Genomic DNA, 22,008 nt, shown 5'->3' with positions numbered 1-22,008 from the left:
CAAAACGAAGTGTCCCCGTTTGGGTTTATCACATTGTAAAGCGTCTTAGTCTGTCCAAATACAGCTACAGATAAAAAATGAATTATGATGGTTAGTAGGGTCTTCATAAAATTACCGCCAACGTACACGGCTTTATGCAGGTTGGGAATTGTTATTCGTCTGCCCACAACCGCTGCTGATTGAAAATATAAAGTTGAATTTAATAATTAAAGTTGAAAGTTGTTTGTCCAGCCCGAACCACAGCCTGGATTTGCAATTAGTTGATGTTTGCTGGTCATGCCCAACTTGCATAAAACCCAATGTTGGGCGTTCGTACATCTCTCATGATTTGTCGCAGTCTCCTCCTCTATTATCAAATGCATTTGCAAACTGCCCTGCCATAGTATCAATCATCTTTTATGCCTGTAGCAACAACACTTGGAACAGAAAAATAATTTGCGGGTTTATCTTAGCTCCCTATTTCCATTGATACGATATCGCCCTAACTATTGAAACAACGGCCTCATTTGCTAAATCATAATTATCCATGATAAATTTCTGACAGGCTTGACAACCCAATGTCAAGTCGCTAAAATTCCAAAACTTAACATCGCTTGCTCTGTTCCAAACTTCTTTGAATAGTTCCACATCCCCAGAAATTAGCTCTTTGTCATTTACCACAAACTCGTAAAATTTCCATGGTTGTGTCCAATTGTCAAACGATAAAATTGTAGTCTGAAGATTTTTCATTGTATGACGCCCAACGTTCGAGTATTTGCGAAGGCAGGGAATTCATTGATTGTCCAGCCACGAACAAATGCCCATTTGAAAATATGTTGTTGAAGTTAAGAACTAAAGCTTAACATTAAACGTCGAGCCCGAACCGCTGCTGATGACTGCACATAGCTGATGTTACATTGTCCTGCCCTGCTTTTGCAAATACTTTTGTTGCCTGCTGCTTTTCGTCAGAACCATTTCCATTTTCTTTTACTTGCAAGTTCCTTGTCAAGGTGTTTGTCAAGTGTAAGCTTCGGTATCTTAGTTAAAAACTTATAGTTTGTCGGTAAGTGCTGAATTTTGTTTGTGTAAAAATTTAAGTCTTTTAAATTCATCTCTGATAGCCATTCAGGGATTTCTTCAAATTCATTACACCACAATGCAAGTTCTTTTAGCTTAGTACAATTGGCGATTTGGCGAGGCAACGATTTTAGTTTGTTGTTTCCTAAGTGAATGTATTCAATGTTTTTAAGTTGTCCTATTTCAGCAGGAAGTTCCTTTATTTGGTTGTGGTTATTTTCATAACTACCTAACATTAAAATTTTCAAATTCTTAAGTTCTCCGATTTCTGATGGTAATTTTTGCAGATAGTTGTTGTAAAGATGCAGTTCCTCTAAGCTTTCTAACTTTCTAATAGTTTTTGGAATTGTCCCTAAGCCGCAACTGTCCAACTTAAGAATTTTTAATTTTTTTAGATTTTCAATTTCGTCTGGTATGGTCAAAATAGTGCAAGCCGAAAGGTCTAAGTATTCTAATTGAAATAATTTTATAACAGGTTTTGGAAACTCTGTTAGCTTATTTGAGGACAAGTCAAGATAAGTTAGGTTATTTAATTGATTAAATGTCTCAGGTAAATATTCCAAACAAGTCCGTGCCAAATTGAGATATGTCAGACTTTTTAAGTTTGCAATTTCGTTTGGCAATGAAATAAACTCATTTGGATAAAGCCAACTGTCCCACGAACCTGTGTTCGTTGATAAGTCTAACTTTTCAACATCTGTCAGACCTAAGATGTCAAGTGGAAAACTTTTAAGCTCTTTTGATGAAAGGTTTATTTCTTGCACGGTGGTCGTTTAAAGTAGCAGGCAACGGGCAGGGCTTGCTGCAGGGCTGGAATTCATTGCTCGTCCGCCCGGAACCGCTGCTGATTAAAGATATAAAAGTACAAGTTAACAAACAAAAGCCCAGCTATGTTTGTCCAGCCCAGATGAAGCACAACAGCGATAAAATGACCATTGCTCCAATGTCCAGCCAGCCTTGCAGCAAACCCAATGTTATGTGCCGCTTTGCTTTGAAAGCTACCCCTTTTCTGTAAATCTTGTCTGCAAGTATATTTCGAAAATAATTAAAACTCCAACGAAAATTAAAAAGTACCAAAATAGTTTTGTCAGCTTTGAAGGGCTTCCTTTAAATAAGTAGGCGGTTAATAAAAAAATGAAACAAAGTCCAACAAATGAAATAAGTGCTGTGTAAAAGGAATATTGAAGGCGTGTCAAATTGTAGTAGTAATACATGTTTCCGTTAAGTCCGCTCCGCTCTGTTATTGTCGCAAATGCACTCCAACCAAATGTCACAAATAAAAATAAACATATCGGAATGATAAGCAACGGTAATAGTTTATGATATAGCTTTAAATTAGTCTGCACTTGTAAGTCGTTTACGTTTTGCAAATGAGAGGAGTCGTTGCGTTATAAAACCATAAAACAAACAGTTAATGATAAGTCCTACAAAATAAATTGTCGCACCTCCGTTTGCAAAAAGTGTCCACAGTAAAGTATGAGTCGGAAAGCGAAGAATATGAAAAAGCTTAGCAAATGTTACCCAGATAATATTTGTACCAAGCGTTCCTTCATCTTCAGCCCAAGCTGCCAAAAAACTCGGGATAAGCAACAGTCCAAATAGAATTGTTGCAATAATGAATGTCTGTTTATTAAAATTCTTCATTGTCGTAGAGGGTTGCACTAAAGTGGCACATAACACTTAAATATACGCCACTCCAATAAATAGTTCAAAAAAAGAGCTGTTGGTAATCAGTATTTTTGTGTTCGCCTTTTTCAATTGTAGTGGCGCAAATACAACTTACTATGCTATCGTATTTTTCTGCCAGCGGTCATTTAAAAGGCTTATTGTATTTATCGACTTTTCTTTGCGTACATGTAAATTTCGCTAAGTGATTTTGATGTTGAAACCACCTGACAAATCCTTGATGTATTTAATGCTAATTTCCTTTTTCAGCAAGTGGGTTGCATGAAATCTTTGGGCGCATAATCAAATTCGCCAGGCAATATATTTAAATGATCAAGGTTATATTTTGCAGGATGAATTGCGCTTTCGACCTGACTAATAAAGCAGACTAATTTATCAAGAATTGCTGCAACGTTTTTCTGTGACATTTTGATTCAAGTCTTTTCTCTTTACAGATTGAATAGATTAATATGTAGTCGTGAACCGCAACGCTGCAAATCACCCAACTACCGAACGTACAAGTGAGTGACACAACCAAAGCTGCACAGCGATATACTGCCTGCGACATGAAATCTCTAAAACATTTTACTGCTTCATCAATGTCATGAGTATTTCTTTGGCCTGTGTATCATTAGGGTCCAGCTTTAGTGCCTGCTGGTAATTTTTGATGGCATTGGCTGTATCGTGCTGCTTTTGATAATACTCACCCCAGCGGCTGTAAACGATCCCTGCATTTGGGTGTTGTTCCGTGGTAACATCGAGTAGGGTTTTCGCCGCTTCAAAGTCTGCAGGCTTTTTGTTCAGCAAGTCATAAGCGATATAAGTAAGCTGGTATTCATTCAGGTGTAATTCGCCAAAAGCTTTTTTTGCCGCTGTGTAATTTTTCATCTTAAGGTATTCGTTGGCTGTAAACTCATTTGCTTTCATTTTACGCATTGGTTTATCCTGCCACACCGATTGCAGGGAAACAGCTTCGCCATCATTATTGAATGTAAAAAAACCTTTTACGTTAAAGTCAGTAAACACAATAGTATCTGCTGCAACGGGGAAACAATAAATATCATTACCTTCATTGATGTTCTCTACCAGGTAATTGTTTTCCCGCCGCAGGTACAATACTTCATTAGCGCCCATCCGGTAGCGGCCGGCCATTTTATCCAACTGTTCATTGCTTAATGTAACCGGCTGAATTGTTTCGGGCAGGTAATTGACCCAATGATATGTTTTTGCAACAGCCCTCCTGATCTCTTTGCCAATACCATTCTGGTCATCGCCTGAATTAAGCATAACCACGACACCGTTACCGCCTTTTATACTGGCAATACCATAAGCAAGAAAACCCGCATTTACACCGGTGAACTCAAAGTAAATACCTGCTGTATCCCTGTTATCTGTACGTTGCAGCAGGAATGGGCCAACACCCATTTGCTCTTTATAACCACCGTCTGATACATCTACCTGCGGTGTGAGCATTTCATTGGCCATTCCTTTACCCAACACGTTGCCTTTGCCCAGTACAGATAACTGTATGTCAATAAAAAATTTTGCAAGATCTGTTGGCGTTGTGTAAAGACCCGCAGCGGCCTGTTGCGGATATACATACGGCATGCCTTTATACCAGGATGCTGCCGAATAACCCCATGCCGTTTTACCGGCAAATGCCGCCGGAACAGGCTGCGCAAAAGTGGAATGTTTCATGCCCAGTTTATCAAACAGTACCTGCTTTGTAAGCGCATCAAATGACTGGTGGCTTACATCCATCAACGCCATCTGTGCTATCATACTGCCACCACCTGAATACTGAAATACTTTGTTGGGTTCGCTGTTTACCACCACTCTTCTTGTTGCTGCAACGGGGTCTCCGTTTAAAATTTGTACGATGGTGGGCAGGGGGTTTTTATCCGGCGTAAAACCGAAATAAGAAGACTGGCTGGTTCCTCCTTTATGGCTCAACAGCATCCTTAATGTAACGGGTGTTTTTTGTGTAAAAGCATTGCCGGCAAGTTTCCACGAGGTGAGGTAATTATTGATCGGGCTATCGAGTGATATTTTGCCCGTTTCTACCAGTTTTAGTGCGGTTACTGCCATCAGCAATTTACTGATGGAACCTGCTGAAAACATGGTTTCTGTAGTAACCGGTGTATGCAAAGTTGTATCGGCCATGCCATAAGCTTTTGCCCAGTCCACTTTATAATTACTGATGACCGCAATACTCAATCCCGGCACTTTATAATACTTCATACGGTCCAGTATGTTCCAGCCTGCAAAGCCTTTTACGGGAACATACTGCATCAGGCTGTTTTCGACTTCTTTTATTTTCTGAGCTGTAGTGGTTTGCTGGCCAACAGCTTTTGCTGCAACAACCAGGAAAAAAGCCAGGAAATATTTATACATATACTGTTTTGTTTGTGTTATAAGATAAACGATGTGGTGAAGTATAGCTGGTTGAGCAAACGGATGGTATCATCAATCCTGCTGATCAAAAACTGCATTTACAACAACCGTATCGCGGTTTTCCGGGTAAACAACTTTTCTGTTGGGCCTACCTTCCAGTTCCCATGCTCCATCTACGGTAAATTTCATCTCTGTAAATTTAAAAGCCGTCATTGTTTTAAAGCTGGCATGATATACAGAATCTGTTACCACGGCCGTCATCGGGTAATCCTGCTCCCATGTAAGCGGGTTACCGTTGCCGCGTATGCCAACTGCCTGTATCCCTTTTTTGTTGTGAACGGTAAGCGTAACCATCACGGTTTTGAGGTGTGCCTCTTGCACACATCCACCAAGCAAAACGACTGCTAACAGCAGGATCATTAATTTATTTTTTTTCATAACGAAGTTTTTGAGCAATGAGATAATCTAAACTGAATCTTCCGCCACCGAGGATAAGCGAATAAATTGCCACCCATAAGAAACCAATGGCAGGTAACTGCTGCCAGAGATCGTGACCGGCGTGTTGAACAAAAGCAGCAACCAACATAGTGCAGCCAATTAAAAAGGAAAACAACCTTAATTGAAAACCGAGGATGAGCGCAAGGCCACCAACGCCTTCGCTAAATGCACCCAACCATGCAAGCGTTGCAGGAAACATAGCGAAAACACCACCATGTTCGGCTATGTCGTTAGGGAACCAAAACGCTACTTCAAATAAACGCAGGTTGGTTTCATCCGGGCTCCACGGCAACCCAAACTTGGCTGCGCCAAAATTGAAAGACAAAAGATAGCCGCAATAAATTCTCGGGATGAGGAGCAACAAATCCTGTGGCCAGTAGGGAAGTTTTACAGGTGCTGTGATGCGTGTAAAGAATTTTTTCATGGAACATTTTTTCAATGCCCCAAAATTTGAAAAAGCCATTTAAACAGGCGTTCCAAATGATGATGTGAACCATCAAAAACAGGGTTCATATTATCTGCATAGCATATCAAAAAATCCATTTACATGATTATCAGCTATTTATCCACTTTTGTTTTGATGTATTCAACGGGTGATAAACCGGTGTTTTTTTTGAAGGCCCGGTTAAAAGTGGTCTTGCTGTTGAAGCCGCTTTCAAAGGCAAGGGATAAAAGTGTTTGCTTTTTATGTTCGGCATTATCCAACAACACTATAAAATGGTTTACCCTGTAACGGTTAATAAGATCATTAAAGTTGCTTTGGAAAGATGTATTGACTACAAGGCTGAGGTTAGAAATATTGGTTTGTAATCTTTTCGCTATATCAAGCAATGTAAGTTCGGGTTCCAGGTAAACCTGTTCTTCTGTCAATAGCTTTTCAATCTGTTCTTTCCATAGTGCAAGTTTGGGATTAGCTGCCTCGCTGTTGTTGTTTATTTCCTGCAAGCTTATTTCCTGTATGTCTGCTTCCACATAACCAAGACTTAAAGGAATCACCCGATCAACCAGGTAAATCCGCTGATCAGTATTGAAGAAACTGCCCTGGAAAAAAAGCTTTGCTTCTACCGCATTCGAATATCCTGCAATCGCAATGTAATAGCAAATAATGGCAAAGCCCAGGAAGTACCACCAGGTAATTACATAATTGATCTGGTAAAACAAACCAAACACCGCAATAAAAAACCATGCAGAGAGAATAAACAAAAACGCAAATAAAAAATTTCTTACCCATGCAAAAAGAAATTCTGCCGCGTTGCTAATGATCGCCTCTACCGTTTTCCTGTAATTATAGTAATATTTTATGGATGCAACAAAGTAAGTGATCATGCTTATATAACCGGCTATCTGGTACCAGTCATCAAAATCAGGGTCCTGCTCCTTTTTGAGAAAATAATATTGTTGTACAATCAACTGATCATACACTACCATTACAATACAAAACAGCAGGTAAAGCATAGCCGGTAAAAAGTGTAACCAGTTTTTGCCATTTAACCTGAAGTGCGGATTAAATAAGGTGGCCACATAAAAGAATATCACCGGCCCTATCAAAAAAAGATGTTGAAAAGGTACATAGAACAAAATGTTCCGGTAAGGCTGGTGACCATACCAGCCTGAAAACCCCAACATCCACGGGCTTATGTAAAGTGCGGCCAGCAGCAGGAAGAAGCCCATCCAGAGACTGGAGCGCTGTTCTTTTTTCTTATACCGGTAAAAAAACAAACCACTATAAACGAGTGTATGAACAAAAAAAATAAGGAGGAAAGAGCTCCGAAGATTAAAATCAAACTGCATTGAATCGTTCGTGATGTTGAGGGTTAAATATAATTGATAACCTTGTACCGTTTTGTAATCGTAAAAGGAATGATGCAATAAGCCTGCTTTTGCTTACGCATTTTTGAAATATAATTATTGCTGTATCTTTTTTCGGATGGTATGTTACCCGCAGTATTGCAACTATTAGGCTGCTGTTGTGTCACTCACCTTGTACGGTAGTTTTTTATAGCATCGTTACGTTGCGGTTTTATTGAAACTTCTTGATAGAACAAATGGACCAATAACAATTTTCGCAGCGTTTAGATAGTCACCAGAAAGTTTCCTGAGGGAGAGTTTGCGAATTATCATTTACTGCCCTGGTTCTTACTAAAAACAATATCATTTATCGTTCCTGCAGAAGCATGGGGCACCGTCCGGACTAATGAATAATACATTCCTTCCGCAAAAGCAAACAGCCCGGGTGAACCAGGCTGTCCGGTGTTTCTCAACTTTTCACCCCCAATGAATAAGTTTATTTTCCACGTCAGCAACGGCACAAAGATGCGGGCAGGCGCTCATCCGGAAAAGGTGATTATTCACCTAACCTGATGTGATTTATCACATAGTCCGCTGACAAGGTGATTCCTTATGCAGGAAAGGTCAAAACGGTATGCTTAGCCGGCCGCAACCTGTTTGTAACAGGAGCCGCTGAAAAAATCAGGCTGTTATCGCGCTCCCCCGCTGACCTTGATCTTCTCCCCGTTTACCCATGTGGCATCATCCGACGCAAGAAAGACGGCAACTTTTGCAATATCATCCGGCTGACCAAGCCTGCCCAGCGGCGTATTTGCGATCATCTCCGTTTCAAACCCGCTGCCGATAATACCGGCAGTATGTGTACCTTCTGTTTCTACGGCACCCGGTGCAATAGTGTTCACACGAATCTTTTTTGCACCAAGTTCTTTTGATAAAGCCACCGCAATGGTATCCACTGCGCCTTTTGTAGCTGAGTACACAACGGAATTGGCCATGGGGTTGTCACTGATGACAGATCCGATATTGATCACGCTGCCGCCTTGATCAAAATATTGCAGCGCCTCCTGCGTGGCAAGAATAGTTCCCAGCACATTGGTGTTAAACTGGCGGTGAAATTCATCTTCCGTTACTGCTTCCAGCGGGTCAAAGCGAAATACACCGGCATTGTTCACCAGTATATCTACTTTGCCAAATGCCTGTTGTGCTGCTGCAAATATTCGCCGTACATCTGCTGCAATTGCTACGCTTCCCTGTACTGCCACTGCCTTACCGCCGCCGGCAGTAATTTCATTTACCACACGCTCTGCCCCGTCTTTGTCTGATGCATAATTTACCACTACTGATGCGCCTGCTGTTCCGTAAGCTTTTGCAATACCGGCTCCGATGCCTTTAGAAGCGCCTGTTATGATCGCTACCTTGTTTGTTAACTTTGCCATGTCTGTTGATTTAAAATGATAATGTGTATTGTATTTTTATTTTTTACTTCCATCCACCCCCGAGTGCACGATACAATTCCACCGTTGCATGCAATTGTTCTTTTTTCAATGCAGCCAATTCAAGTTCTCCCTGCAATACATTGCTTTGCGCTGTAATCACTTCAAGGTAATTAGCCATGCCATTTTTAAACAGCAGGTCTGCATTTCCTATCGCTTGTTGCAAAGCATCTACTCTTGTTGCAGCAATGCTTTGCTGTTCTTCCAGTTTATTTACTTTTACCAATGCATCACTTACTTCTCCAACCGCAGTTAAAACAGATTGCCTGAATTCTATCACTCTTTTTTCCCTGTCAATTTTTGCCAGTTCGTATTGCGTTTTTAATTGTTTGCGCTGAAACAGGGGCTGTGCAATACTGCCCGCGGCAGCGCCGAATAATGAAGCAGGAATATTAAACCAGTTACTTGCTTTAAAAGCATTGAGACCACCAGATGCAGTTATCGTTAAAGATGGATACATGTTTGCCTTTGCAATGCCAGTATTCGCATTTGCTTTTGCCAGTTCCAGTTCACTTGCTTTTACATCCGGCCTGTTTTGCAATAACGCGGAAGGAACACCAACCGCATTTCTTGTTGTAAACTGAACATTGTTAATGCCGCTGTTTCTTTTAATAGCAGCAGGTGCTACAGCTGCCAGTAAACTCAGGGCATTTTCCTGTACCGCTATTTCCTGTTCAAGTTGTGGAATAAGCTGCGCTGCCAGTAAACGCTGGGCCGTGGCCTGCTGCACCGCCAATGCAGTTACTTCGCCGGCATTGTATTGTAACCTGATAATACCGAGTGTGCTGTCATTCAGCAGGAGATTCTTCTTTGCGATGGCAACCTGTGTATCGAGCATCAATAAATTATAATAGCCACTTGCAACAGATGCAACAAGGTTTGTTTGTATTACCTTTCTTGCTTCACCTGTTTGCAGGAAGGAGGCCAATGCTTTTTCTTTTTGATTTTTTATTTTGCCCCAGATATCTGCTTCCCAGCTTATGGCGCCACTAACAGTATAATCTTCCACATAAGATTTTCCAAGAAACTGGCTAAGACTTATACCATTCAAACTGTTATCGGAAGGCCTGTTGATCGTTGCATTTGCCTGCAGGTTTACATTTGGTAAATAGCCAAGTTTACTTTGTTTTAAAACCAGCTGCGCAGCTGCTATATTTTTTAAAGCTACCTGCATGTCATAATTATTGGCAATGCTGCTGTCAATCAGTTGCTGAAGATCATGATCCGTAAAAAAATGCTTCCATTCGATGTTTGCAATGCTTGCTGTATCTGTTGTCGTCGTATCGGCATTCCTGTAGGCAACAGGCGCCGCGTCTGTTGGTGCACCTATATCTTTTGACACTTTACATGCACTTAGTAAAAACATGATTGCAGTAAAACAGGTGAGTATAATTTTCATTTGAAATTTTTTATTATGCTATAATTCGTATGTATTACCAAAAGCCGCAACATGGTGTTATCCGTTCGTTTTATTATGTACCCAACTGTATTACTACTATAAAGCCCCGGTTGCGTCGCACTCTTCAGCGGCTTGTTCTTTGCCCAGCAATGTGCAGAACGTACAAGTGAGTGACACAACGATGCTGCTACAGGTATTACAGGTTGTTCACGAAAATCAATTAGCCATCTCTAATCTTTCAATCAATAGTCCATCAGGTTCAACCACTCTTTTCTTTGTAACCTTTTCCTGTAATGTTTGAAAGATGACAAACAAAACAGGTATAACAAAGATGCCGAGCAATACACCTGTAAGCATACCGCCAACCGCACCTGTACCAATAGAACGGTTACCCATTGCAGAAGCGCCTGTTGCCATCAGCAACGGAACAAGACCCGCAATAAAAGCGAATGAAGTCATGAGTATAGGACGAAGGCGTAACCTTGCAGCTTCAATGGCAGCATGCCTTACAGACATGCCATCCTTTCTTTTTTGTACGGCAAACTCTACAATCAATATTGCATTCTTTGCCAGCAAACCAATCAGCATGATCAGCCCAACCTGCACATAAATATTGTTTTCAATACCTGCAAGATTGATGAATGCAAACACGCCCAGTAAACCTGTAGGCACAGATAATATCACTGCAAGCGGAAGAATATAACTTTCGTATTGCGCTGCCAGTAAGAAGTACACGAAGATGAGTGACATGATAAAGATGAGCGTGGTTTGCGAGCCTGCACTTTCTTCTTCTCTTGCAAGTCCGCCCCACTCATATGCATAACCTCTTGGTAAATATGCTGCAGCTACTTCCTGCACTGCTTTCGAAGCCTCACCGCTACTGTATCCCGGCCTGGGTACGCCGTTTATTGTAACAGCATTAAAGAGGTTGTTTCTCGTCACTGTTTCAGGGCCGTACACCTTCTCCAGGTTAACCAGCGATTTGATCGGCACCATTATACCTTCGTTATTCTTTACCTGCACATCATTCAGCGTTTCAGGATCTATGCGATAGGCAACATCTGATTGCAGTATTACTTTGTACTGCTTACCAAAGCGGTTAAAATCGCTTGCCTGGTAACTGCCATAGTACACCTGCATTGTTTGCAGTATTTCATTGATGGACACACCCAGTTGTTTTGCCCTGTCTTCATCTATGTTTAATTTGTATTGCGGGTTGCCTGTATTGAAGGTTGTAAATGCATACATGATCTCTGGACGCTTCATTAGTTCACCTATAAAGCCATAAGCAGTTGCGCTCAGATTTTCAAGTTTGCCGCCGGCCCTGTCCTGCAGTATTAATTCAAAGCCATTGGTGTTTCCGAAGCCTTGCACAGTAGGCAGTGTAAATGTGAAGAGATCTGCTGCAGAGATTACAGAAAGCTTTTGATTTACTTCGCCAAGTATTGCGTTGATATCTTCTGTATGGCCTCTTGTACCTGGCTTTTTCAATTTTACAAATGCCAGCGCGCTGATAGGACTTGTAGCATTGGTAATAATATTCATACCCGCAACACTATAAGATTTTTCTACAGCTTCAACGGTAGCTATAATGCTGTCCACGCGTTTCACTACTTTCTTTGTACGTTCTAATGATGCTCCTGCAGGCATGTTCAGTGAATACAAAAAGATGCTTTGATCTTCGGTAGGTATAAAACCTGTCGGCGTTTGTTTTATTAATATTACGGTTGTAATCGTAATAGCAAAAAGGCCTGTTAATGCGATCCATTTTGTTTTGATAAGAAACCGCAGGCTTCGACCGTACCTGCCCGTAATATTTTCAAATCCTGCATTGAATGCCTTAAAAAATCTTTGTTTAAAGTTTACAGGTTTTGTGTTAGCCCCCTGGTGATTGTTCTTCAAAAACAATGCAGATAATGCAGGGCTCAATGTTAATGCATTCACCGCCGAGATAAGAATGGCAATAGCCAGTGTAAATGCAAACTGTTTATAAAAGATGCCGGCCGGGCCCTGCATAAAACCCACGGGAACAAACACGGCAGCCATTACAAGCGTAATAGAAATAATAGCGCCGGATATTTCATGCATGCTTTTAATTGTAGCAGCTCTTGCAGGCAAATGTTCATTCGCCATTTTGGTATGTACTGCTTCCACCACAACGATCGCGTCATCTACTACGATACCGATAGCGAGTATCAATGCGAATAAAGTAAGCAGGTTAATGGTAAAGCCAAACAACTGCATAAAGAAGAAAGTACCCAGAACAGCAACCGGAACAGCTATTGCGGGAATCAATGTAGAACGAAAATCCTGCAGGAACAGAAACACTACAATGAATACCAGTATAAACGCTTCAATCAATGTGTGCGCTACTTTATCAATAGAAGCATCTAAGAACTCTTTTGCTGAGTATGGCACAAAGGTCTTAACACCTTTGGGGAGGTCTTTATTCACCCGTTCCATGATGCTGTTTACTTCTGTAAGTATATCGTTGGCATTGGAGCCTGCAGTCTGGTAAATCAGGATACCTGTTGAAGGACCATCATCAACTTTTGCATCTGCTGAATAATTGAACGAACCAAGATCCACTCTTGCTACATCTTTTAACCTGATGGAAGCACCATCATTGTTACTTTTTAAAATAATATTCTCATAATCTTCATTCCTGCTAAGCTTGCCTTTGTATTTGATCACATATTCAAAAGACTCTTCACTGCCCTCACCAAACTTACCGGGTGCCGCTTCCAGGTTTTGTTCTTTGATTGCCGCCATTACATCCTGCACAGAAAGATTATACGCTGCAAGCCTGTCTGGCTTTAACCAGATACGCATGGCATAGTCTTTTGAACCAAATATCGTTGCCTGGCCAACGCCATGAACACGCTGTATTTCGGGCACAATATTTATCCTTGCATAGTTCTGTAAAAATGTTTCATCATAACTGCTGTCGTTCGTATATAACGCAATGGCCATGATGATGCTGTTCTGTTGTTTTTGTGTGCTGATACCTGCCTGCAAAACTTCCTGCGGCACAAGGCTGCTGGCTTTTGCTACGCGGTTCTGCACATTTACAGAAGCTATGTCAGGGTCTGTGCCGGCCTTGAAGAAAACACTCAGCGTCATCGTGCCGTCGTTGTTGGAATTTGAGGTCATGTAAGTCATGTTCTCTACCCCGTTGATGGCTTCTTCCAAAGGGGTTGCAACGGATCGTGCCACCACTTCTGCACTGGCACCGGGATAAGCTGCTGTTACCAATACTGCCGGTGGGGCAATATCAGGGAACTGTGTGATGGGCAGCGATCTGAGCGATACTATGCCGGCCAATACCAGCAGTATAGAGATCACGGTGGAGAGTACGGGTCGTTCTATAAATTTTCTGAACATAAAAATATTTTGTGATTGATTGTTGCGTTGGTTGCTGATGAAAGCATCCGGATTTTGTGCTTAACTGCATTACTACTTTCTTCTTCTGTTGTGTCACTCACTTGTGCGTTCGGATCATGTTGCTGCACATTGCAGCATCCCTGCTATTTCAAACATTTGCTATTGGTTTGTTATGTATAGAGCAAAGCAGTTACCATCAGCATAAATGCTGAGAAAAATAAGTGTGTTGATTATGTTTTGAACCTGCCCTATACAATGAACCTGTCTGCACATTGCCGCACTATATGCTTACAGTACAAGTGTGCGACGCAAGAGCCGATGATAGCAGCGCTGCAGCCGGGTTCAAAAGAAAATCACCACACTTTGTTGATATAATTGATGATTGTTTTTTGTTATTGCTTTGCAACTGTAGTGTTCAACACGCTGTCGAAAGAAATACGCTGCGGTGTAATAACTGCACCGTCTCTTAACCGCTGTAAGCCACTGAAAACAATGGTTTCACCGTTTTCTACCCCTTTATCAACAATGTAGTTGCCATTACTTTTACCTTTAATGCTGATCTCCCTGCTGACCACTTTATTACTATCGCCTACAGCGAAGACGTACACTTTATCCTGCAATTCATAAGTGGCTTCCTCAGGCACAAGCAATTTATTTTGCTGAGCAAACGGAATGCGGATTTTACCGGTGATACCTGACCGCAACAGCCTGTCCTGGTTTGCAAATACTGCCCTGAATGCTATACTGCCCGAACTACGGTCAAACTGACCCTGCACGAGTTCTACTTTTCCTTTTGTGTGGTAAATACTGTTATCGGCTAGTTTCAGTTCAACGGCAGGAATATGCGCAATTTTTTCCGCGGCAGTTTTGCCTTCGATGTTGGCGAAGAAACTGTAAAACTCAGCTTCGCTCATGGAGAAGTATGCATGTACATCATTCACTTCGCTCAGTACAGTTAATGGTTCCAATTCTCCTTTACCAATAAGGCTGCCCTGTTTAAAGTTGATGTGACCAACATAGCCGTTTACAGGCGCTGTAATAAGGGTGTAGCCGAGTGTAATATCTGCGCTGCGTTTATCGCTTACTGCTCTTTGATAAGCAGCTTCCGCTTCATGAAGGTTTGCAAGGGCCGTTTTTAATTGTACTTCGGCAATCACTTTATTAGCCACCAAAGGTTGTAATCTTTCAACTTCAACTTTTGCCTTCTCCACTGCGCCATTTGCAGACTGGATGTTGGCAGCAGCGGTATTGCTGTACTGTCCGTATTCCGAACTGTTGATACGGAATAAAGGCTGGCCTTTGGTAACATAAGCGCCGTCTTCTACGTAGATCTTTTCGAGGTAACCACTCACCTGGGGGCGTATGTCAACATTTGTTGTGCCTTGTACGTTAGCAGGATATTCCTGCCAGGTGATAACAGAGCCGGTATCTAATTTTACAACGGGCAATGCAGGTGGAGGTGGTGGGGTATTCATGGCATTGCTTGCACAGGATACCAGGTATAAGAATAATCCGTAAGCTGCATAGTTTTTTAGCTTGTTCATAACGCGATTCAATTGTTTAACAGTGTTAAGTAAATAGTTTAAAAAAAACAGCTTTCATGCTGTTAAGTATAAAAGATCAGTTTGCTGTGCCTGTTGTTTCTGTTCCGGATCTAAGTAACCTGCGATATTAAATAACAGGTTGCGAGTTCAAACGTTATTAAATCATTTAACAGCGTTAAATCCTTACGCAAAAAAAAATTAGTTTTTTATAGCATTAATAATACCGCTGATTGCGTCCTTTAATACTTGCCGGTTAATTTCATCCGATACCAGTTGCCTTGTTAAATTGATAGAAATCAGCCCATGTACGACTGACCAAAACGTAAAATACTTGGTATCAACATATTCCTCGGTACGTTTTTGTACGGGAGTGATTTCTTCAATCTTATTCCAAAGCATTTCTGATGGGCCTTTTACATCCGGGCAGTCGCTTTCAAAACCTGCACAACAGTTCATTTCCACACCATACATCACCTGGTAGAGCTCTTTTTCAGCAAAAGCAAAATTCCAGTAAGCCAGCCACATTGCTTCGAGCTGTTCTTCAGGCGTAGTAAATTTACTTTGTGCTTCCACCAATAGCCTGGAAAGTTTTACGTAGCCCATTCGGGTAAGCTCTATTAAAATAGCATCTTTGTTACCAAAATATTCGTAGATAATAGGCGCTGTATATTCTATCTTATCAGCAATTTTACGCATACTGAGGGCAGGCCATCCCTCCTCTTTAACGATGTCAAGACTGGCAGACAGTATATTACACCTGGTTTCGTCCTTTAATCTTTGAATGCGTTCTTTACTTGCCATTTAAATTTTAGGTGTAAAATAATTTAACACCGTTAGACAAAGCTAAGGTAAAACATCTTCTCCTCCCAAAAAAAATTTGCTGGTGGCTGCTTCAGCGCTGCACCAGCATGCCCGGTGTTTATTACTGCCTGTGTTCCGGGGGAAATCAGATGCGGCTTTTTGCAGGTATGGTCCAGACATTGATTTACCCCCGCAGGGCACAGATAGCTGCCATTACTGCCGGAACATTAAGGTCAACGAAACAACCTGCTTGCATGTTGCGAAAAACAATGCCTGTAAAAATTTTGACAGATATTGTAACATAATCACAGTATCTGCATATAAATAACAATAATGTGCTAATTTTACAACAGATAATTGGATTTTATCCAATTATCTGTTCAAAAAATGACATGTCATGACGATCGAACAGGCATTGCAGCCATATAAGGGACAGGCAATCAGTATGAGCATCCTGATGGATCTGCTGAAAGATTACCTGCGCCCGCATAATAAGATACAGGAGCTGGAAAAGCAACATATGCTCACCCGGATAAAGCGGGGCTTATACATAACGGGCGACGCGCTGCAGGATGCAAAGCCTTCCCTTTTTAACCTGGCAAATCATATTTACGGACCAAGTTATGTGTCGCTGGAGGCAGCGCTTTCCCATTGGGGACTGATCCCCGAACGGGTAACCGCTATTGGTTCGATGACGACAGGTTCCACCAGAACTTTCCGCACAGCGGCGGGGCTCTTCCGGTACTTCAAAACAAGACTGCCCTATTATAGTTTTGGTATCAGGCGCGTGGTATTGGCAAAGGATCAAACGGCACTGATAGCCGGTCCCGAAAAGGCACTATGTGATGTGATCCTTACCAGAACAGGTGTACTGCTTCGCAGTGTCAGCCAGACACAATTTTTTTTAGAAGAGGACCTGCGCATGGAACGCGAACCTTTGCGGACTTTAGACAGGGAGATGATCCGCTCCTGGCTCCCGGATGCGGCTAAGCAAAACAGTTTACGCATGCTGATAAAAACACTGGAGGCACTATGATCAGGGAATGGCTGGAAGAATATCAACCCCGAAATAAGGAGGAGGCACAGCAGGCGCTGCGGGAAATCATGCAGGAGATCGCACTGGCCGGTTTGCAGCGAAGCCGTTTTTTTGAAGTGGCCGCATTTTACGGTGGCACGGCCTTACGGATCTTTCACGGACTGGACCGGTTTTCGGAGGACCTTGACTTCTCTTTGCTGGAAGTAAATCCTGATTTTTCCCTGCAGCCTTACCTCAACGGAATGGCAAGGGAACTGGCAGCGCTGGGTATGGAGGTCACGATCACCAAAAAGGAAAAAACAAAGCAAAGCAATGTGGAGTCCGCGTTTTTAAAACCGGACACTGCCTGGCAGGAGATCACGTTGAAAGGGATCGTTCCGCAGGAAAAGCCTGATAAGCTCAACGCCATCATCAGGATCAAACTGGAAGTTGACAAGAAACCGCCATTGGGGTTTCAGACAGAAGAGAAGCTGCTCGTAAAGCCCTTCTCCTTCTATACCAAATGCTACCGGTTGCCGGATTTGTTTGCCGGCAAGATGCATGCTTTGCTTTTCCGGAAATGGGCCAACCGTGTCAAAGGCAGGGACTGGTATGATATGGAATGGTATGTCCGGAAAAGTATCCCGTTACACCTGGAACACCTGGCAAAAAGGGCGAAGGATAGCGGAAACTGGTCCGCCGATACCATGAGTAAAGAAGCATTCTTTCAGGTACTCAATGACAGGATCAGTTCAGTCTCCATGGACCAGGTGAAAGAAGATGTCGTGCCGTTTATCAAAGATTACCAAAAGCTGGATATCTGGTCCCCGGACTATTTCCGTGACCTGGCGAAAATGATCAAATTTGTGTAGGCAATTTATACAGCAGACAGATGCGCAAACAAAGCATTCAGCATACCAAAATCTTCAGTGCCTGTCAGTAATCTCAGCAACGCATGATTCAATGAAACAGCGCCCTCCTGGCCAGGCAGCCGTTGCTTGTTTTGAGTCAGGCCTCCTTTAGCCTGAAAACGCTGGTTTCTGCCTGATGATATCATCCTGCCGGCCGCGGTATTTGCTGTCATTCAGGGCATCCTGCCGTAGCATGTCTGCTCAACAATATGACCCTCTTTTTGCAAAACTGTTATGCCGCCGGCTCCTGCTCTGATGGCTTTGTTTGCCAGGTTATAGAATAAAGAAGTTTCCACCACACGTGTGATCCGGTTTAACTGAATATCCAACAGTGCAGGTTCCGGCATTTGAGCAAACCAGACATACAGGAGCAAATTGTTGTTTTGCGTGCGGGTATACCGGCCTCCGTTTGTGTGACGGTAATTGATCACCGTATCCGCAAACAACCCCTTTATGGCTATGGGTACATAAGTGCGGGCCTGCGGCAACACTTCCAGCACGACAGGATAAGTATTGGTCAGCCTGGCAGTATATTTATTTTCATCACCTACCAGAATAAATGTCCGTGCCATGGCAGCACACAGTTTCTCGATGGTATGTATACTCCCCCACTTTTTAATGCATGCAGATCTTTATCAAACTGGTCACAGCCATCAAAATACAGGTCGGGGTAATGCAACCCTGCTATAACTTTCGGGGTGTAACCGTGCTGTAATAACACCTGCCTCGTACCCGCAGATGGGGTGCAGACCTCCACCCGGCATTGTTGCTCCCGGAGACACTCATCGGTGGGTACACTGCGCTGTCCCGTTTATTTCGGGGTCTGGTCCGCCCCGGTGCCGGCAAGCTCCGGACCTTTCCTTCTTTTTATCCAGCGCGCATCGGTTTCGTCACCGAGCAACAGACCCCATGGTTTCAGCGAGTCAACGTTTTCGAAGATAACTTTCAACACCGCAACAAAGGGTAAACTCAAAAACATCCCTCCCACCCCGCAGAGCGCTCCGCCGATCAGCACTGCAAGGATGGATACCAGTGCATTCAGCTTCACGTTGGAGCCAATGATGCGTGGCACCAGGAAATTGTTATCAATAAACTGGACTACAAAATAAACGGCGATACTCCCTATGGTTTTACCGGTGTCCCCGGTATTACTGAGCGTCACGATACCCGTCAGTACCAGCGCGACAAGGCCACCGATATAAGGAATCAGGTTTAATATCGCGCCAATAACGCCGAGCAGGATGGCGTAAGGAATACCAAGCAGCAGCAATCCCACACAGTTCAGCACCGCCACACAGCCGGTTTCCATCAGCAGGCCCGTTACATACTGCTGAATGACCTTCCTGATTTTCGAAATGACCAGCGCGACCCGCTTTTCCTCCCCTTCATCAAACAAACGAAGGACAAAATGTATCAGGTGATCACGGTAATACATCAGCAGAAAAGTGTAAATGGGTAACAGGAGCAGATTCCCAAGGGAAGTCGTCAGCGCCCCAAGCGTACTGCCCGCTGCGGCTTTGGCAGAGGTCAGCGTATTTTTTCCTGCATCGCTGATGGCAATGTCCTGTTGTCGTTTGCTGATATGAAAAGTTTTATCCAGCCACGACTGTGCGTTCACGAAAAAGTCATTCAGGTTTTTTTTGATTCCCGGCAGGTCATCCAGGAATGATGCGAGCTGGTATGAGATCAGCGCGACGACCAGGAAAGCGGTCAGGCTGGCAACCAGGAGTGCCACGATAATCGCTGCCACCCTCGGCAAACGGATCTTTACCAGTAGTTTTTCCAGCGGGTATAATAAGACAGCCATCAGGAAGGCAAAGCCGAGTGGCAGGATTATCCCCTGTGCAATAAAAAAAGTGTAGAAAACAATACAAAGGATCAGGAGGACGGAGAGGATTTTTACGTAAAGCGGTTGTTTCGTTAACATGAGTGCGGATTTTAATTACCCTGCTGCATTACAAGACCAAATTGATGCCAGCGTATGATCCGGCGACTCAACCTGCGACACGACAACTGTCTGACCCGCTTCCCTGTCATGTTCCCCTGACAAAACCCGCCCCGTGCAAAGGCCATTGCGCATCTTATGAGGGAGACAATGAACCACTCGATGCTCCTGCTGTATACAGGAAACTATTACTGCAAAAGATTTTTATAGATCACGCCGTCTTTCATGATCAGCAGCAATTTTTTGTCATACTGCTCCAGTATGTCAATTTGTTCAAGCGGGTTACCGTCGACCAGGAGGATGTCTGCATAAGCACCTTGTTCAATAACGCCCAGTGGTTTGGGATAGGGATTTCTGGGTCCGGACATGGCCAGCAGCCCGGCATTACCGGAAGTGGCCATCTGCAGAATTTCATAGGGAGTGTACCAGCGTGTAAGCCTGGTTAAATTCACGGCGCGGCGTGCTGCGGCTGCCCGGTCAAACAGGCAATCCGTTCCAAAAGCGGTGGGGATCCTAAACTTTTTTGCGAGCAGGTAGGCGCTGTCGGTTCCCGCCCTCATCTGCAACTGTTTGATACGGTTGGGTGAGCCTTCCGCAAAACTGCTGGACCCGTCTTCCACGAATGGCTGCAGGCTCAGCCAGGCCTTTTTTTCTGCCAGCATTTTGGCGGTGGCCTCATCCATCAGCTGTGCATGGTCGATACAACGTACACCCGCACGCAGGGCCATTTGAATCGCACGTGGCGTGTAGGCATGTACTGTCACATAGGTACCCCAGTTTTCGGCAGCCTCTACCGCGGCGCGCATTTCCTCCTCCGTAAACTGTGTCACATCCAGCGGGTCAAAATTAGAGGACACCCCGCCACCGGCGGCCAGCTTTACCTGTGTCGCGCCAAGCCGCAACTGTTCCCGCACCCGCTTCAACACCTGCTCTGCCCCGTCGGCGATCATGCCAAAGTTGAAACGCTCGGTAAAATCAAGCATCGCAGCATAATCGCGCGGTACGCTGTTGGGCAGCAAAAAATCCCCGTGCCCCGATGTCTGCGAGATCATGGCACCGCTGGGGTATATTCTCGGGCCGGGGACCAGACCCCGGTCAATCGCTTTTTGCAAACCAAAAGCAGGCCCGGCAAGATCCCTGAAAGTAGTAAACCCCTGCATCAGGTCCAGCTCTGCTGACTTTACAGCCGTCACGGTGATGAACCCAATGTCGCTCGCCAGGAGTTCCATCATGCTCATTGACTCCATCATTACATGGGTGTGTGCATCGATCAGTCCGGGCATCAGGAATTTTCCCTTTCCATCGACGACTTTTACGTCTGTTTTTCCTGTGACAGAAATAGGCGCTTTGGACACCTGGCTGATGGTGTCGCCGCTGACCAGCACATGGCCAGGAAAAAGCTGTTGATCTTTTCCGTTAAAAATCACGACATTGGTGATGAGAATTTTTTGTTGGGCGCTGGCACACAGCGTAGCGGGCAGCAACAAAAGCAGGCAAAGTTTTTTCATGCAGTTTGCTTTTTTGGTCAGCATGGGGAACATGTCAGAAAACTTGTTAAAAGTTACGCTGTTGACCTGTTACGGCCATATTCTGTTTAGCCGGATGATGGTTTTGGAGGAAATAGCATTGACATCCTTTTTTGCATTGATGTTGCCGGAGAGTCCGAAGATATGGCGGAGACGTTCCTCATTTTGCTGCCCGCGGGACATAGCACGTGCGATTTTGGAAACCCCCACTACCTGGCCAAGCGTGTTCTTCACCATTGAAATCGAGACAATGGCAGGTAGCCGTTTGCCATATTTGGTACGACATTCGGTCTGGAAATGTTGGGTATGCCCGCCCCGGCGTACTCTTGCCATCATTTCATCTTGTTCACGCAACCGTTCAGGGGGAATAATGGAATAATGTCCTGACCCAGTCATTTCTTGCTGTGTAACCGGACATACGTTCGGCAGCCCTGTTCCAGCTTGTTAACAGGCTTTTCAGATCCGCACTGATAAAAGTGTTGTCCGAGCTTTCAATGATCGCTGCTAACGTAGCCTGGTGAACCTGCTGTGTTTCGAAACTCATAGAAAAGTTTTTGGCATTGTACCTCTGGCAGATTGTAACATCTGC

At 43.6% G+C, this 22,008-nt stretch carries 19 protein-coding genes; 3 read left to right on the top strand and 16 right to left on the bottom strand.

Features of this window, described 5'->3' with window-relative positions; translation table 11 throughout:
• Nucleotides 1-944: 944 nt before the first annotated feature.
• Nucleotides 945-1,820: a leucine-rich repeat domain-containing protein gene (locus I5907_RS21285; protein WP_196992882.1), complete on the bottom strand. Its 876-nt coding sequence runs from the start codon at nucleotides 1,818-1,820 to the stop codon at nucleotides 945-947.
• Here I5907_RS21285 and I5907_RS21280 point away from each other — a divergent pair.
• Nucleotides 1,799-2,071, top strand: a complete 273-nt coding sequence (locus I5907_RS21280) for a hypothetical protein (protein ID WP_196992881.1) — start codon at nucleotides 1,799-1,801, stop codon at nucleotides 2,069-2,071. The two genes, I5907_RS21285 and I5907_RS21280, sit on opposite strands and share 22 nt — an antisense overlap.
• 320 nt (nucleotides 2,072-2,391) lie before the next feature.
• On the opposite strand, the gene I5907_RS21275 is transcribed toward I5907_RS21280, so the two are convergent.
• The 10 genes from I5907_RS21275 to I5907_RS21230 all read right to left on the bottom strand — a co-directional run bounded on the left by I5907_RS21275 (nucleotide 2,392) and on the right by I5907_RS21230 (nucleotide 16,022).
• On the bottom strand, nucleotides 2,392-2,700 hold the full coding sequence (locus tag I5907_RS21275; protein WP_196992880.1) for a hypothetical protein: 309 nt from the start codon (nucleotides 2,698-2,700) through the stop codon (nucleotides 2,392-2,394).
• Nucleotides 2,701-3,306: 606 nt separating this feature from the next.
• On the bottom strand, nucleotides 3,307-5,115 hold the full coding sequence (locus tag I5907_RS21270) for a serine hydrolase domain-containing protein (RefSeq protein ID WP_196992879.1): 1,809 nt from the start codon (nucleotides 5,113-5,115) through the stop codon (nucleotides 3,307-3,309).
• A gap of 72 nt (nucleotides 5,116-5,187) precedes the next feature.
• Nucleotides 5,188-5,553, bottom strand: a complete 366-nt coding sequence (locus I5907_RS21265; protein WP_196992878.1) for a hypothetical protein — start codon at nucleotides 5,551-5,553, stop codon at nucleotides 5,188-5,190.
• Complete coding sequence (locus I5907_RS21260; RefSeq protein ID WP_196992877.1) at nucleotides 5,540-6,037, bottom strand: DoxX family protein; 498 nt, start codon at nucleotides 6,035-6,037, stop codon at nucleotides 5,540-5,542. The genes I5907_RS21265 and I5907_RS21260 overlap by 14 nt, the downstream gene beginning before the upstream one ends.
• Before the next feature lie 134 nt (nucleotides 6,038-6,171).
• On the bottom strand, nucleotides 6,172-7,404 hold the full coding sequence (locus tag I5907_RS21255) for a helix-turn-helix domain-containing protein (RefSeq protein WP_196992876.1): 1,233 nt from the start codon (nucleotides 7,402-7,404) through the stop codon (nucleotides 6,172-6,174).
• 686 nt (nucleotides 7,405-8,090) lie between these two features.
• Complete coding sequence (locus I5907_RS21250) at nucleotides 8,091-8,837, bottom strand: SDR family NAD(P)-dependent oxidoreductase (protein ID WP_196992875.1); 747 nt, start codon at nucleotides 8,835-8,837, stop codon at nucleotides 8,091-8,093.
• A gap of 43 nt (nucleotides 8,838-8,880) precedes the next feature.
• Nucleotides 8,881-10,293 (bottom strand): efflux transporter outer membrane subunit, encoded by a 1,413-nt coding sequence (locus tag I5907_RS21245; RefSeq protein WP_196992874.1) that lies wholly within the window; start codon nucleotides 10,291-10,293, stop codon nucleotides 8,881-8,883.
• Between the two features lie 216 nt (nucleotides 10,294-10,509).
• The gene (locus I5907_RS21240) at nucleotides 10,510-13,677 is read right to left on the bottom strand and encodes an efflux RND transporter permease subunit (RefSeq protein WP_196992873.1); all 3,168 of its coding nucleotides are present in this window, start codon (nucleotides 13,675-13,677) and stop codon (nucleotides 10,510-10,512) included.
• A gap of 392 nt (nucleotides 13,678-14,069) precedes the next feature.
• Nucleotides 14,070-15,221: an efflux RND transporter periplasmic adaptor subunit gene (locus I5907_RS21235; RefSeq protein WP_196992872.1), complete on the bottom strand. Its 1,152-nt coding sequence runs from the start codon at nucleotides 15,219-15,221 to the stop codon at nucleotides 14,070-14,072.
• Nucleotides 15,222-15,419: 198 nt separating this feature from the next.
• Nucleotides 15,420-16,022 carry a TetR/AcrR family transcriptional regulator gene (locus I5907_RS21230; RefSeq protein ID WP_196992871.1) on the bottom strand — a complete coding sequence of 201 codons (603 nt, stop codon included), beginning with the start codon at nucleotides 16,020-16,022 and terminating at the stop codon, nucleotides 15,420-15,422.
• A 397-nt stretch (nucleotides 16,023-16,419) separates the two neighbouring features.
• Between I5907_RS21230 and I5907_RS21225 the strand changes: the two genes are divergently transcribed.
• Together I5907_RS21225 and I5907_RS21220 are read left to right on the top strand one after the other, a co-directional pair.
• Entirely contained in the window at nucleotides 16,420-17,058 is a 639-nt protein-coding gene (locus tag I5907_RS21225) for a type IV toxin-antitoxin system AbiEi family antitoxin domain-containing protein (protein WP_196992870.1), read from the top strand.
• Entirely contained in the window at nucleotides 17,055-17,909 is an 855-nt protein-coding gene (locus I5907_RS21220) for a nucleotidyl transferase AbiEii/AbiGii toxin family protein (protein WP_196992869.1), read from the top strand. The genes I5907_RS21225 and I5907_RS21220 overlap by 4 nt, the downstream gene beginning before the upstream one ends.
• 212 nt (nucleotides 17,910-18,121) lie before the next feature.
• On the opposite strand, the gene I5907_RS21215 is transcribed toward I5907_RS21220, so the two are convergent.
• The 5 genes from I5907_RS21215 to I5907_RS21870 all read right to left on the bottom strand — a co-directional run bounded on the left by I5907_RS21215 (nucleotide 18,122) and on the right by I5907_RS21870 (nucleotide 21,963).
• Nucleotides 18,122-18,568 (bottom strand): ribose-5-phosphate isomerase A, encoded by a 447-nt coding sequence (locus I5907_RS21215; RefSeq protein WP_196992884.1) that lies wholly within the window; start codon nucleotides 18,566-18,568, stop codon nucleotides 18,122-18,124.
• A gap of 191 nt (nucleotides 18,569-18,759) precedes the next feature.
• Nucleotides 18,760-19,875, bottom strand: coding sequence for an AI-2E family transporter (locus tag I5907_RS21210; RefSeq protein ID WP_196992868.1), 1,116 nt, complete (start codon nucleotides 19,873-19,875; stop codon nucleotides 18,760-18,762).
• 206 nt (nucleotides 19,876-20,081) lie between these two features.
• Nucleotides 20,082-21,401 carry a metal-dependent hydrolase family protein gene (locus tag I5907_RS21205; RefSeq protein WP_196992867.1) on the bottom strand — a complete coding sequence of 440 codons (1,320 nt, stop codon included), beginning with the start codon at nucleotides 21,399-21,401 and terminating at the stop codon, nucleotides 20,082-20,084.
• A gap of 69 nt (nucleotides 21,402-21,470) precedes the next feature.
• Complete coding sequence (locus tag I5907_RS21875) at nucleotides 21,471-21,755, bottom strand: hypothetical protein (protein WP_283016305.1); 285 nt, start codon at nucleotides 21,753-21,755, stop codon at nucleotides 21,471-21,473.
• 22 nt (nucleotides 21,756-21,777) lie between these two features.
• Nucleotides 21,778-21,963 carry a PAS domain S-box protein gene (locus I5907_RS21870; protein ID WP_196992865.1) on the bottom strand — a complete coding sequence of 62 codons (186 nt, stop codon included), beginning with the start codon at nucleotides 21,961-21,963 and terminating at the stop codon, nucleotides 21,778-21,780.
• Nucleotides 21,964-22,008: the final 45 nt, after the last annotated feature.

Origin of the sequence: Panacibacter microcysteis, from assembly GCF_015831355.1 — a bacterium.
GTDB classification, from domain to species: domain Bacteria; phylum Bacteroidota; class Bacteroidia; order Chitinophagales; family Chitinophagaceae; genus Panacibacter; species Panacibacter microcysteis.
This window is presented reverse-complemented; position numbering and strand designations above follow the sequence as displayed.

Bases quoted from the DNA above. Each gene is read 5' to 3' on its own strand.
- I5907_RS21280 (WP_196992881.1), top strand. From the start codon at position 1,799: ATGAAAGGTTTATTTCTTGCACGGTGGTCGTTTAAAGTAGCAGGCAAC.
- I5907_RS21220 (WP_196992869.1), top strand. From the start codon at position 17,055: ATGATCAGGGAATGGCTGGAAGAATATCAACCCCGAAATAAGGAGGAG.
- I5907_RS21205 (WP_196992867.1), bottom strand. From the start codon at position 21,401: ATGAAAAAACTTTGCCTGCTTTTGTTGCTGCCCGCTACGCTGTGTGCC.
- I5907_RS21225 (WP_196992870.1), top strand. From the start codon at position 16,420: ATGACGATCGAACAGGCATTGCAGCCATATAAGGGACAGGCAATCAGT.
- I5907_RS21875 (WP_283016305.1), bottom strand. From the start codon at position 21,755: ATGATGGCAAGAGTACGCCGGGGCGGGCATACCCAACATTTCCAGACC.
- I5907_RS21275 (WP_196992880.1), bottom strand. From the start codon at position 2,700: ATGAAGAATTTTAATAAACAGACATTCATTATTGCAACAATTCTATTT.
- I5907_RS21260 (WP_196992877.1), bottom strand. From the start codon at position 6,037: ATGAAAAAATTCTTTACACGCATCACAGCACCTGTAAAACTTCCCTAC.
- I5907_RS21255 (WP_196992876.1), bottom strand. From the start codon at position 7,404: ATGCAGTTTGATTTTAATCTTCGGAGCTCTTTCCTCCTTATTTTTTTT.
- I5907_RS21245 (WP_196992874.1), bottom strand. From the start codon at position 10,293: ATGAAAATTATACTCACCTGTTTTACTGCAATCATGTTTTTACTAAGT.
- I5907_RS21870 (WP_196992865.1), bottom strand. From the start codon at position 21,963: ATGAGTTTCGAAACACAGCAGGTTCACCAGGCTACGTTAGCAGCGATC.
- I5907_RS21240 (WP_196992873.1), bottom strand. From the start codon at position 13,677: ATGTTCAGAAAATTTATAGAACGACCCGTACTCTCCACCGTGATCTCT.
- I5907_RS21250 (WP_196992875.1), bottom strand. From the start codon at position 8,837: ATGGCAAAGTTAACAAACAAGGTAGCGATCATAACAGGCGCTTCTAAA.
- I5907_RS21270 (WP_196992879.1), bottom strand. From the start codon at position 5,115: ATGTATAAATATTTCCTGGCTTTTTTCCTGGTTGTTGCAGCAAAAGCT.
- I5907_RS21210 (WP_196992868.1), bottom strand. From the start codon at position 19,875: ATGTTAACGAAACAACCGCTTTACGTAAAAATCCTCTCCGTCCTCCTG.
- I5907_RS21265 (WP_196992878.1), bottom strand. From the start codon at position 5,553: ATGAAAAAAAATAAATTAATGATCCTGCTGTTAGCAGTCGTTTTGCTT.
- I5907_RS21230 (WP_196992871.1), bottom strand. From the start codon at position 16,022: ATGGCAAGTAAAGAACGCATTCAAAGATTAAAGGACGAAACCAGGTGT.
- I5907_RS21235 (WP_196992872.1), bottom strand. From the start codon at position 15,221: ATGAACAAGCTAAAAAACTATGCAGCTTACGGATTATTCTTATACCTG.